The sequence below is a fragment of the Pseudoalteromonas sp. B62 genome (assembly GCF_037162565.1).
GTDB lineage: Bacteria > Pseudomonadota > Gammaproteobacteria > Enterobacterales > Alteromonadaceae > Pseudoalteromonas > Pseudoalteromonas fuliginea.
Map to the genome: position 1 here is coordinate 1,967,473 of NZ_JARLVB010000002.1, position 13,278 is coordinate 1,980,750.

The 13,278-nt window shown below is 39.2% G+C and carries 8 protein-coding genes and 2 pseudogenes; 9 read left to right on the plus strand and 1 reads right to left on the minus strand.

Features of this window, described 5'->3' with window-relative positions; genetic code table 11:
• Positions 1–110: 110 nt before the first annotated feature.
• The 6 genes and pseudogenes from lepA (at position 111) to pdxJ (ending at position 5,918) form a co-directional block, all read left to right on the plus strand.
• Positions 111–1,897, plus strand: a pseudogene (gene lepA / locus P4S71_RS13350) (translation elongation factor 4).
• Positions 1,898–1,913: 16 nt separating this feature from the next.
• Complete coding sequence (gene lepB / locus P4S71_RS13355; RefSeq protein ID WP_008134817.1) at positions 1,914–2,849, plus strand: signal peptidase I; 936 nt, start codon at positions 1,914–1,916, stop codon at positions 2,847–2,849.
• Between the two features lie 2 nt (positions 2,850–2,851).
• A complete protein-coding gene (rnc, locus tag P4S71_RS13360) occupies positions 2,852–3,529 on the plus strand; it encodes a ribonuclease III (protein WP_007377527.1) in 678 nt (225 codons plus the stop codon).
• Positions 3,519–4,451: a GTPase Era gene (gene era / locus P4S71_RS13365; RefSeq protein ID WP_033028994.1), complete on the plus strand. Its 933-nt coding sequence runs from the start codon at positions 3,519–3,521 to the stop codon at positions 4,449–4,451. The genes rnc and era overlap by 11 nt, the downstream gene beginning before the upstream one ends.
• Positions 4,452–4,471: 20 nt before the next feature.
• Positions 4,472–5,164 carry a DNA repair protein RecO gene (recO, locus tag P4S71_RS13370; RefSeq protein ID WP_007377525.1) on the plus strand — a complete coding sequence of 231 codons (693 nt, stop codon included), beginning with the start codon at positions 4,472–4,474 and terminating at the stop codon, positions 5,162–5,164.
• 22 nt (positions 5,165–5,186) lie between these two features.
• Positions 5,187–5,918, plus strand: coding sequence for a pyridoxine 5'-phosphate synthase (gene pdxJ / locus P4S71_RS13375; RefSeq protein ID WP_337150834.1), 732 nt, complete (start codon positions 5,187–5,189; stop codon positions 5,916–5,918).
• A 27-nt stretch (positions 5,919–5,945) separates the two neighbouring features.
• Here the strand turns inward: pdxJ and barA are convergent.
• A pseudogene (barA, locus tag P4S71_RS13380) lies at positions 5,946–8,730 on the minus strand (two-component sensor histidine kinase BarA).
• Between the two features lie 124 nt (positions 8,731–8,854).
• Between barA and rlmD the strand changes: the two are divergent.
• Genes rlmD through mazG form a run of 3 tightly spaced genes read left to right on the plus strand, consistent with a single transcriptional unit; the run spans position 8,855 to position 13,142 of the window.
• The gene (gene rlmD / locus P4S71_RS13385; RefSeq protein ID WP_337150835.1) at positions 8,855–10,180 is read left to right on the plus strand and encodes a 23S rRNA (uracil(1939)-C(5))-methyltransferase RlmD; all 1,326 of its coding nucleotides are present in this window, start codon (positions 8,855–8,857) and stop codon (positions 10,178–10,180) included.
• A gap of 8 nt (positions 10,181–10,188) precedes the next feature.
• Positions 10,189–12,345 carry a GTP diphosphokinase gene (gene relA / locus P4S71_RS13390; protein ID WP_008134814.1) on the plus strand — a complete coding sequence of 719 codons (2,157 nt, stop codon included), beginning with the start codon at positions 10,189–10,191 and terminating at the stop codon, positions 12,343–12,345.
• 2 nt (positions 12,346–12,347) lie between these two features.
• Positions 12,348–13,142 carry a nucleoside triphosphate pyrophosphohydrolase gene (gene mazG / locus P4S71_RS13395; protein WP_337150836.1) on the plus strand — a complete coding sequence of 265 codons (795 nt, stop codon included), beginning with the start codon at positions 12,348–12,350 and terminating at the stop codon, positions 13,140–13,142.
• The last annotated feature ends 136 nt before the right edge of the window (positions 13,143–13,278 follow it).

Genomic DNA, 13,278 nt, shown 5'->3' on the forward strand with positions numbered 1-13,278 from the left:
GCTAAGTCTGTAATTTACAAACTGAGCTTATGGCATCCTAAAGCAAGTATTTTCAAGTCACTTAGGTATTCATATTTAGTCCATTAAAATAGAAGTATAGAATCCAGTTTATGAAGCATATCCGTAATTTTTCGATCATCGCCCATATTGACCATGGTAAATCGACCCTTTCAGATCGTTTGATCCAAGTTTGTGGCGGTTTAACCGACCGTGAAATGCAAAAACAAGTTTTGGATTCAATGGATATTGAGCGCGAACGTGGTATTACCATTAAAGCGCAAAGTGTAACGTTGAATTACAAAGCGAACGACGGCGAAACCTACCAACTTAATTTCATTGATACTCCAGGACACGTTGATTTTACGTATGAAGTGTCGCGTTCTTTAGCTGCATGTGAAGGTGCACTACTCGTTGTTGATGCAGGCCAAGGCGTTGAAGCACAAACACTAGCTAACTGTTACACCGCTATTGAAATGGAATTAGAAGTAATTCCAGTACTTAATAAAATCGATTTACCGCAAGCAGACCCTTTACGTGTTGCAGAAGAAATTGAAGAGATTATTGGTATTGATGCCCTAGATGCTGTGCAGTGTAGTGCTAAAACAGGCGTAGGTATTGCTGAAGTACTTGAAATGATTGTTAAAGATGTTCCGCCACCAGTAGGCGACAAAGATGCACCTTTACAAGCACTTATTATCGATTCTTGGTTTGACCCATACCAAGGCGTTGTATCACTAGTGCGTATTAAGCACGGTGAATTACGCACTGGCGACAAAATAAAAATAATGTCGAACGAGCATATACATACTGCCGACCAAGTGGGTGTGTTTACACCTAAGCAAACCAACACCGGTATTTTAAGAACAGGTGAAGTAGGGTTTGTTATTGCTGGCATTAAAGAGATACATGGTGCGCCAGTAGGTGACACTATTACTCATCAAAAAAATGCAGCTCCACTTCGCTTACCTGGTTTTCAAAAATTAAGCCTCAGGTTTATGCAGGTATGTTCCCAATTGCATCAGATGAGTATGAATCATTCCGTGATGCACTTAATAAATTAAGCTTAAACGATGCGTCGTTATTCTTTGAACCAGAGAATTCAACTGCACTAGGCTTTGGTTTCCGCTGTGGCTTTTTAGGCATGCTACACATGGAAATCATTCAAGAGCGTTTAGAGCGTGAATACGATATTGATTTAATTACTACGGCACCTACGGTAATCTACGAGATAGTTACCAAAGAAGGTACATTCCAGATTGATAACCCATCTGATTTACCTGCGGTAAACGATATTGTAGAGATTCGTGAGCCGATTGTTGAAGCAAATATTTTGGTACCACAAGAATACTTAGGTAATGTTATTACTTTGTGTATTGAAAAACGTGGTAGCCAAACAAAAATGACTTATCACGGAAAGCAAGTAGCTGTTACATACGAGCTGCCTATGGCTGAAGTGGTAATGGACTTTTTTGATAAATTAAAATCTACAAGTCGTGGTTTTGCATCACTGGATTATAATTTTAAACACTTCCAAACATCAGACATGGTGCGTGTTGATATTTTGATCAACAGTGAACGTGTTGATGCGCTTGCGATTATTGTTCACAGAGATGGTGCACAATCTCGTGGTCGTCAGTTAGCTGATGCATTGAAAGAACTTATTCCTCGTCAAATGTTTGATATTGCGATTCAAGCAGCGATTGGACAGCATGTTATTGCACGTACCACAGTCAAGCAATTACGTAAAAACGTAATCGCTAAGTGTTATGGCGGTGATGTGAGTCGTAAGAAAAAATTACTTAAAAAGCAAAAAGATGGTAAAAAACGAATGAAGCAAGTAGGTAATGTTGAAGTGCCTCAAGAAGCGTTTTTAGCTATTTTAAAAGTTGGTAAATAAAAACAAAGGATTATAAATGGCTGGTTATTTTTCAGTTTTATTGGTGCTATTAACTTTAGGCTCAGGCTTAATATGGTTAATAGATCACTTACTGTATGCACCTAAAAGACAGGCGCGCTTAGCGATAGCGCAAAAGTCTGCAGGTGCGCCGTTAGATGATGAAACAGCAGCATTAATAGCACCAGAACCAGTAATAACAGAAACGGCAAAGTCGATTTTTCCGATGATTGCTGCAATTACTATTTTTAGATCATTTATTTTTGAACCGTTTCAAATTCCATCGGGTTCAATGATGCCTACGCTGCTAGTTGGTGATTTTATTTTAGTGCAAAAGTACTCATATGGAATAAAAGACCCTGTTTGGCGTACCCAATTAGTTGATATGGGTGAACCTGAACGTGGTGATATTGTTGTTTTTAAATACCCGTTAGATGAAAAAGTTGACTATATTAAACGTACAATAGGTTTACCTGGCGATAAAGTTGTTTATCGTGATAAACGTTTATATATTCAGCCAAATTGTAAAGAAGGCGAAACCCAGCAGGGTGAGCTTTTATGTAATGAATTCAATAAAATTGATTTTAAATTAATTAATGATAACGAATTTAAACAAGGCCCAATGCCTCTAGCTCGCGTAAATGAAAATTTAACAACAGTTACGCATGATATTTTAATCAACCCACAAGCGCCTGAAAGAAAAGGGCGTTATTACCAGCAACCGGGCACGCCTTCTGATGAATGGACTGTTCCTGCTGATCATTATTTTATGATGGGTGATAACCGCGACAACAGCCAAGATGGTCGCTTTTGGGGCTTTGTACCAAAAGAAAACTTGGTGGGTAAAGCTGTCTTTATATGGATGAGTTTTGAATTTGAGAATGGCCCTGATGATATTTTACCAGGATGGGTTCCAACTGGTGTTCGCTTTGAGCGCCTAGGTAATATTCAGTAACAATGAAAAAAAATGTAACAGAATTATATGACAAAATTGGCTATGTATTTACTGATCAAGGTTTACTTGAGCAGGCAATGACGCACCGCAGCCACAAAGGTCAACATAATGAGCGACTAGAATTTTTAGGTGACTCTATTTTGAGCTTTGTGATTGCTAATGCACTTTATGCCAAATTCCCTAAAGCGCGTGAAGGTGATTTAAGCCGTATGCGCTCAACACTTGTACGAGGTCAAACTCTTGCCGAGTTTGGTCTTGAATTTGGCTTGGGCGATTATTTACGCTTAGGTCCGGGTGAGCTTAAAAGTGGCGGATTCCGTCGTGAGTCAACGCTTGCCGATGCAGTAGAAGCAATTATTGGTGCTGCATTTTTAGATTCAGGTATCGACCGCTGTGGCGAGCTTATATTAGCGTGGTATGAATCTCGCTTGGATGCTATTTCACCAGGGCTTAATCAAAAAGATCCGAAGACCCTGCTGCAAGAGCATCTACAAGGCCGTAAGTTGCCTCTTCCAGGTTACACTGTGGTTGATACTAAAGGCCAGGCACATAATCAAACATTCACGGTTGAATGTATTGTTGATGGAATGGATAGCATAATTTCTGTTGGTAGCTCACGCCGCAAGGCTGAACAAAAAGCTGCCGAAAAAGCATTGAAGATAATTAAAAATGAATCTTGATACCCTAATACAGCCTCGTGAAGGTGATGTAGATACGTTTTGTGGCATGGTCGCAATTGTAGGACGTCCAAATGTTGGTAAATCGACTTTACTCAATGAGATCATTGAGCAAAAAGTAAGTATTACCTCACGTAAACCACAAACAACGCGCCATCGTATTATGGGTATTCATACCGAAGGTAAACATCAAGCTGTTTACATCGATACGCCAGGGCTACACGTTGAAGAAAAGCGTGCTATTAACCGCTTAATGAACCGTGCAGCGTCTAGCTCAATCGGTGATGTAGAGCTTATTATATTTGTAGTTGAAGGCACTCACTGGAATGCTGATGACGACATGGTACTGAACAAAGTATCGCAAAGTGGTAAGCCGGTATTATTGGTTATTAATAAAATAGACCAAGTTAAAGACCGCGATCTTGTATTGCCTCATATGAAGTGGTTAGGCGATAAGTTTGATTTTGTTGGTATTATGCCTGTGTCTGCAAAACAGGGAAAAAATATAGACTTAATCAAAGCTGAAGTAACTAAGCGCTTACAACCGTGTGAGTTTTATTTTCCGGATGATTACGTCACTGACCGCTCAATGCGCTTTATGGCAGCTGAAGTTATCCGTGAAAAATTAATGCGCTTCATGGGTGAAGAATTACCGTATTCTGTTACTGTTGAAATTGAACAGTTTAAATGGCAAGACAACGGTATTTGGCATATCAACGGATTAATTCTTGTTGAGCGCGAAACACAAAAACGCATGGTTATTGGTAATAAAGGCGAAAAGCTAAAAACCATTGGCCGTGAAGCCCGTAAAGACATAGAGGAAATGCTTGATAACAAAGTATTTTTAGAGCTTTGGGTGAAAGTTAAATCTGGTTGGGCTGATGATGAACGAGCACTACGAAGCTTAGGTTATGGTGAAGACTAAACCAATAATTAGTATTATCTATGGATAGCGACTTCTACACTGCTTATTTATTGCATCGACGTCCTTACAGTGACTCGCAAGTAATGCTTGATATGCTTGTAGAAGGCGTTGGGCAACTTAGAATGATTGCACGCATTAGTGGCCGCCAGGCCACTAAACATAAAGCTCAGTTACAACCTTTTCAACCACTACTTGTCCATTACAGTGGTAAATACGATCTAAAATACATCAATAAGTTTGAGCTACATGGCACACCACTTTTTTTAAAAGGTGATGAGCTTTATTGTGGCTTTTATTTAAATGAATTAACTAACCGAATAGTGCCTATTAATGAACCTATAGAACAGGTTTTTCATCTTTATAAAACGCATTTAGAAAACCTAAACAGTGGGGCTAATTTACAAGCTGTGCTTCGCTCATACGAGTTTCAATTATTAGAGCTACTTGGCTATGGCGTCGATTTTAGTTTTGATGCCAGTGGTGAACCAATAGACGAGACGCAAACGTATAGTTACTTTCCTGAGTTTGGTTTTTTAGTGCAAGAAGATACGCGTTCTGGCTTTAGCGGTTTACAACTAAATGCGATAGCAAATCATGACTTTAGCCAAACTGATGTGTTATATATGGCAAAACAATTAAGTCGATATTTATTAAAGCCTTTGTTAGGTAATAAGCCATTAAAGAGCCGTGAGCTTTTTAGTGCTTCTCAATAATCGTAATTTTACAGGTAAAATAATGAAAGATATTCTTTTGGGTGTAAACGTTGATCATATTGCAACGCTTCGCCAAGCGCGTGGAACTACATATCCAGACCCTGCTCATGCAGCCAGTGTTGCTGAGCACGCAGGCGCCGACGGCATTACAATTCACTTACGTGAAGATCGTCGCCATATTCAAGACCGCGACGTTTACGTGATGGCTAAAACGATTCAAACACGCATGAATCTTGAAACAGCTGTTACCGATGAAATGATAAAAATAGCGCTTGAAGTAAAACCTGAGTACGTGTGTTTAGTACCTGAAAAGCGCGAAGAATTAACAACCGAAGGTGGCTTAGATGTAGCGGGTAATATAGATAAAATTAAAGCCGCAACAAAAATGCTTACTGACGCAGGCATTAAAGTATCGTTATTTATTGATGCAGATAAAGTGCAATTAGATGCAGCCAAAGAATGTGGTGCTCCTTATGTAGAGATACACACTGGCGCGTATGCTGATGCAACAAATGATACCGATTTACACAAAGAGTTAGAGCACATTCGTGAAGGTGTTAAATACGCAGCGAGTTTGGGGCTGATTGTTAACGCGGGACATGGACTTCATTATCATAATGTAAAACCGATTGCAGCAATGCCAGAAATTTACGAGCTTAATATAGGTCATGCTATCATTGCTCGCGCCGCGATTGATGGATTGGAAAAAGCAGTCCGCGATATGAAACGCCTAATGCTTGAAGCACGAACTTAAGTTATTTTAGTTAAAAAGACACGCTTATTATAGCGTGTCTTCTTTAGATTTTTCAGCTGATTTTGAATCGAGAAGTAAGCTTTCAAGTTCATCTTGTAGCTCAAAAAGCTCTGGTTCTATACTCTCAAGTATACATTCGCTCTTAAGTGATGTTTCGATGGTCTCTGCCAATGACTTAAGTCTTGGTACACCTGTGTAACAACACGCTCCATGGAACTTGTGGACAATGCTTAGCACTTGTTTACAACTGGTATCATCAATTGCTTTTGCAAGTAAGCTAAGTGTTTCAGGTATGCTTGATAACAGCATGTTGAGCATTTCAAGAGCAAGCTCATTTTTACCACCAGCACGTTGCAGTGCTAATGCCCAATCTATACGATTACTTTCGAAAGGAGCAGGGCTTTGTGGTACTTCATTTTTTGTTTTATCACGATTAACAGGTGTCTGCGGGCTATGTTCGCTGATTATCTGTTTCAACATGTCTTCATCAATAGGCTTGGTTAGGTAACCTTTAAAGCCATCTTTAAGTAGCTGCTCTTTTTCGCTATTCAGTGCATGAGCAGTCACTGCAATGATTGGTGTATCTTCGTTTAGAGATGACTCTTGAATAAGTTTACATGCAGTAATACCGTCCATAATTGGCATTTGTATATCCATAAAGATGACATCATATTTATGGCTTTTACTTAAACTATAAGCCTGTGAGCCATTATGAGCGGTTTCTATTACTTCAATCTGTTCACTTAATAAAGTATGGAGAAGCTTTAAATTAGCATCGTTATCATCAACGACAAGTACTTTAAGTGGAAGTAACTGGTGTTCATTCTGCTCAATATTATGAACAGGGTGGTCTAGTCTGTATGGTGCTGCAAGTACTTCACACAGTTTTCGGTGGTTAAGTGGTTTACTTAAACACGCATCAGCACCACTGCCTATAAACGCTTCTCGCATATTGTGCGAAACTGTATTTAACATTAAATATAAGTAGTCAGTCGATTCGCGAACTGATTTTACATAGCTTTTTAATTGCTGCATATCATCAACAGAAGCCATGTGACCTATTAAGCAAATATCGTATTTATGCTCTTTATTTGTTATAGCGTCTAAAAACTGGTTTCGTTAAAGCAGGCTGTAACTGATGTTTGCCACTGTGTTAATAACGATAGAACAGCGTGATGAGTATGCTCATGCGGTTCTAAATATAAAATACGTTTACCAATGAGAGATTTACTCGGTAAATCGTTGGTAAATACGTGATTCGGTAATCTAAATATACTGTTGAATGTGAAACACGTGCCGTTACCAGGTGCTGAGTTGAGTGTTATTCGGCCATTCATTGCTTCAACAATATGTTTGGTAATGATAAGCCCCAAGCCCGTGCCACCGAATTTTCGAGTAATACTCGAATCAGCTTGGCCAAATGGGGTAAACAGTGAGTCTTGTTTATTCATAGGAATACCAACACCCGTATCAGTTACTGAGACTAATAGAGAAGCACGCTCTTCATCAAGTAATCGGTAACTTACATCTACTTTTATAGAGCCTTTTTCAGTAAATTTTATAGCGTTACTTAATAAGTTTATAAGTATTTGTTTAAAACGAGTTGGATCGCCAGTTAAGTCATCAGGGACTTGTTGATTAATATAAATAGATAATTCAAGTTGCTTATCATGAGCACTCGGAGCGAGCAATGTCATTACTTCGTTTATGGCATCCCTAAGTTGAAACTGAATTGATTCAAGTTCCATTGCACCGGCTTCTAATTTAGAAAAATCTAAAATATCACTAATAATCGTCATCAGGCTATTTGCAGAAAGTTCAATTGTGTCTAAATAGTCTTTTTGGTGTTTATTTAGCGGTGTTTTATAAAGTTGTCGTGTAAAACCAATCACCCCATTTAAAGGGGTACGTAGTTCGTGACTCATTTTAGCTAAAAAATCAGACTTAACTCTGTTGGCATCTTGCGCTTCTTTTTTGCCATCGTGAGCTGGATATTTTGAGTTTCGTACTGCTCTAATGTTTCACGATAATCACTGGTTGCTTGATCGATGTTTTTTTGCATTTCATCTTTTTGCATTACCATTGTATGGGCTATCGTATTTAAACCTTCCCGCAATAGTTCAAACTCACCGATCATGGTATCAGTTAGTCCCGTATTTCTTTTTCCTTCAACCAACTTGTCGGTGGCAAGTACGAGTTTATTAAGCGGCGTCATAAACATACGACTAAGTCTTAATGCTAAAATAGCGGCAAACACCAAAGATAGAATAATAACAATACCGCTTATTAATAGCGCACGTTGTTGGCCTATTACAGCTTGATCTTTATTTAGCTGTAAAATAACCGTGCCTAAAGGTGATTGTAATTGACTCGGTTCCCATTTCAAATCTTGGCTAGTGTGATTGAAAATGGGGGTAAAAAACGTGACGAGTTCATCTGACTTTTGCACTTGAGTAGTATTTAAGTTTTGCATTGCTTTTTGATTAATTAACTTATCAAAAGAGCGATGATAATTACTGGTCATGATGAGCTGATTATTATCATCAAAAATGGCAATCGATTTTACTGTGGGTGAGTGCTTATTATGGGTATAGCTAATTAGTCGATTTAGTAGTTGTTTGTTTTTTTCTTGTAGTGGTTGTTCAAGCGCAATTGCTAAAGGCTCTGAAATAGTAGTCCCTTGTTGATATAAAATTTCATCAAGCTCAATGTAACGATTTATTGTAAAATACCCACCAAGTAACAATCCAATGATCACCGTCGGGATCAGGGTCAGTGTTAAAACAGAATCGCGTAAGCCTAATTTGGTCATAATGGAAGCATTTTTATCATTATTAGTATCCTTTGAGTATATACGGATCAACACCTATTCTCAAAGCATCTACCATCGTTGAAGATCAATTGTTTTAACCAATAATTATTTAAGGTAATGCTAAATGGCACAAATTTTTAAAGCTAAAAAACAGCCGCTACAAAAAAAGTCAGTGGTACTTGATATAACAGCAATGGATCATCAAGGGCGTGGTATAGCTAAGCATAATAATAAAGTGTGTTTTGTTAGTGGTGCTTTACCTAACGAACAAGTTAAAGCAACAATAATCGATGATAAAGCCCGCTACAGTAGCGCGGCAACGCAAAAGATTATTAAAGCAAGTGATGCACGCGTAACCCCTTTTTGTGAACATTATAATCACTGCGGTGGCTGTCAATTACAGCATTTAGAGACAAGCCAACAAGTCATTGAAAAACAAACGGCGGTTAACCAGTTATTTGAAAAGTTCGCCAAACAAAAAAACTTAAATTGGGAGGCGCCATTATTAAGCAAGTCAACGCATTACAGGCGCAGCGCCCGTATTGCTGTTATGTTTGATAAAGCGGCTAAAAAAATACGCGTGGGTTATAGGGCGAGTGGTTCTAAAAATATTGTTAGTATTAACCAGTGTGCAGTATTGAGTGAAGCATTCGCAGATGTATTTACACTTTTTGATAGTTTAATTAATCAACATAAATCGCTGCACAGTATAAGTCATCTGCAATTGTGTGAAAGCGACGAGCACAGCTTTGTTATTATTCGTCATACAAAAACAATCCCCGACGAGTTTAAAATATTAGTCGAGCAGGTTACTGCAAGTCATAAATATGAGATTGCATGGCAAAGTGAAAGTGACGTGATTGAACATTCACACTTTGCGATGCCGTATTATTATTTAAAAGAATTTGATCTTAAGTTTGAATTTGGTTTAGGTAATTTTATCCAAGTAAACGCGCAAGTTAATCAAGCTATGCTAAAGCAATCCGCAGACTGGCTTAATTTAAATGGCGATGAAAGCGTATTAGATTTATTTTGCGGCATTGGTAACTTTTCACTCGTGTTGGCAAAACAAGCAAAAACAGTTATTGGCGTAGAAGGTGTTACTTCAGCGGTTGCAATGGCGGCTCAAAATGCGCAAACTAACTCTATTACCAACGCCGAGTTTTATTGCTTTGATTTAACGCAAAAAATACAAAATGCGCCGTGGTTTAGTAAAGATTTAGATGTATTAGTGTTAGACCCATCTCGTACTGGTGCAATGGCTGTTTTAGAGCAACTACCTTTAAAGCAGTTTAAAACAATTTTATATGTCTCTTGCGACCCTGTTACTTTAGCCCGTGACAGCGCTATTATTTCGCAAGCAGGCTTTGAGCTTAATAAAATAGGGCTAATGAATATGTTTCCTCATACAGGACATATCGAAACTATGGCGTTATTTCAACGGAGGTAAAGCGCATTATGGTAGCTACACGTCAATCACATCAGCAAGTTGAAACAGGTGATTTTGCGACTCGTCTTAAAGTACTCAAACTTTGTGCTGAAAAGGCGGAGATGCTTAATCAAGCGCAAGCACTGTGTGTTAACAGTAATAGTCAGAGTCGACAAAACACAGCCATTGAAATGGTTGAGATTTTAGTTGAGTTAAATCTTGATGCTGAATCGTTAGCGACGGCGTATTTAACCCCATATTTTTTAGATGGCTTAGTGCCTTTAGAAGTGATCGAAGAGCAGCTAGGTAGTAATGTGGCCATACTGCTAACAGGCGTTGCGCAAATGGCGACTATTAGCACTTTATCGCATCAAGGCAAAGGCACGGTGCAAGTCGATAACATTCGAAAAATGCTGTTAACCATGGTTGAAGATGTCCGTGCAGTGGTTATCAAGTTAGCTGAGCAGGTTTGCCATTTACGTAACGTAAAAGATGCTGGCGAAGAAGATCGCGTTATTGCTGCAAAAGAAACTGCCGATATTTTTGCCCCACTAGCTAATCGACTCGGTATTGGGCAATTAAAGTGGGAGCTTGAAGATTTATCGTTTAGGTATCTTCGTCCTGATATTTACAAAAATATTGCTAAGCAACTCGATGATAAACGTTTAGCACGCGAAGCTTATATGGAAGATATGGTGGAGCAAGTCAAAAGCCGTTTGAGTGAAGCAGGCATAGAGGCTGAAGTTTACGGTCGACCTAAACACATTTACAGTATTTATAAAAAAATGGCGCAAAAAAACTACGAATTTGATCAACTGTTTGATATTCGTGCTATGCGTATTGTGGTTGAGCGCTTGCAAGACTGCTACGGTGCGTTGGGTATTGTGCATACCAATTGGCGTCATCTTAATAAAGAGTTTGACGATTACGTCGCGACGCCGAAACAAAACGGCTATCAGTCTATTCATACCGTGGTATTTGGCCCTGAAGGTAAAACTGTAGAAATTCAAATACGTACCCAAGATATGCACCAAGATGCAGAGCTGGGTGTGGCAGCGCATTGGATATATAAAGAAGGCGCATTACCAGGGCGCGGCTCGGGTTATGAGCAAAAAATTAGCTGGCTACGTAAATTACTGCAATGGCAAGAAGAAGTAGTTGATGGCGGCGATTTAGCTGAAGAGCTTAAAAATCAGGTGGTTGAAGACCGCGTATACATATTTACACCCAGTGGTGATATTATTGATTTGCCACTTGGCGCTACACCGCTTGATTTTGCTTATTATATTCATTCGAACGTTGGCCACCGCTGTATTGGTGCAAAAGTATTTGGCAAAATAGTGCCGTTTACGCATCAACTTACAACTGGGGATCAAGTAGAAATACTGACACAAAAGCAACCTAATCCGAGTCGAGATTGGTTAAACCCGTCACTAGGTTACATTAAGTCATCGCGTGCAAGAGCTAAAATACATCATTGGTTTAAGCAACTTGATCGCGACAAAAACTTAAGTGCTGGTAAAGAAATACTTGATAATGAACTGCAAAAATTAGGTTTAAGCTATAAAGCTCTAGAGCCAGCAATAAAGCGGTTTAACTTTAAAGAGCTTGACGATTTAATGGTTGCTATTGGTGCGGGTGATGTACGCCTCAATCAAATGCTAAATTTTGTTACCGACCGCACAGAAGACGAACCGGTAATTCGTATTAAAGCACCCAGTAAAGTAACGGGTGATAAAAACGGCATTGTAGTTGATGGCGTTGGTAGTTTAATGAGCCATGTTGCAAAATGTTGCCGCCCTGTACCTGGCGATGAAATTATCGGCTATATTACGCAAGGGCGTGGTATTGCGGTGCATCGTGAAGATTGTGACTCATTTAACCACCTTAAGGCACAACACCCAGAGCGTGTTATTGCAGTGAGTTGGTCAGACGATATTAGTGGTTCATATGCACTAAGTATTAAAATAGAAGCAACCGATCGTTCAGGGCTAATACGCGATATAAGCTCAGTACTTGCTAACGAAAAAGTCAACGTACTTAATATGAATGTAAATACGGTTGAAGATAATCAGTTAGCAGTGTTCACAATGCAAATAGAAGTACATGACTTATCGGGTACTAACCGTGTTCTTTCTAAGTTACACCAAATTGAAGGTGTACACGATGCCAAGCGTGGTCATTAACCATGAATGATAATGCAGCGCTTACACAACTTCTTAGCATAATGAAGACACTGCGAGATCCCAAGGGCGGTTGTCCGTGGGATCTCGAGCAAGATTTTAAATCTATTGTGCCGCATACATTAGAAGAAGCATACGAAGTTGCTGACTGTATTGAGTCAGGCAACTTAGGTGAGCTTAAAGGTGAGCTCGGTGATTTGTTATTTCAAATCGTGTTTTATGCCCAACTAGCTCAAGAGCAAAACCTATTTGATTTTAATGATGTAGTTGAGCAATTAAACAGCAAATTGATCCGTCGTCATCCACATGTATTTGCCGATAAAAAAGTACTCACTGCTGAGCAATTATCGCAGCAGTGGCAAGCAATAAAAGCGCAAGAACGCAGTACCAGAGCAAAAAGCGAATCACCTTCCTTTTGGCAAGATATTCCTGCAAATATGCCAAGTTTAAGCAAAGCTAAAAAAATCCAACAACGCGTGGCTTCTCTTGGTTTTGATTGGCCAACGTATCATGGTGCTCTTGATAAAGTGAGCGAAGAGGTGCTTGAAGTAAAAGAAGCGATTGAACAGGACCCTTTGTCGGATCATACCGCAGAAGAACTTGGCGACTTACTTTTTGCAACCGTGAATGTAGTACGCCATGTAAAACGCGACCCTGAGCAACTTCTTCGCAGTGCCAATGATAAGTTTTCAACGCGCTTTGAAAAAGTCCAAGAGTATTTAAACGCACAAGGCAAAAGTTTAGATACTGCCACCTTTGAAGAAATGGATCGCGCATGGGATGCGATTAAAAAATTGTAATTAAATTATGCACATTTTTTGTGCGCACATTTGCTATTTTTAGCTGGATTGATAAGCCGTGTTTTGGTACAATTTCGCCCCGTCTTGATGATATACCCTTAGGCTCTTCTTTGGGTGTTATATTCCTTTTAATTCC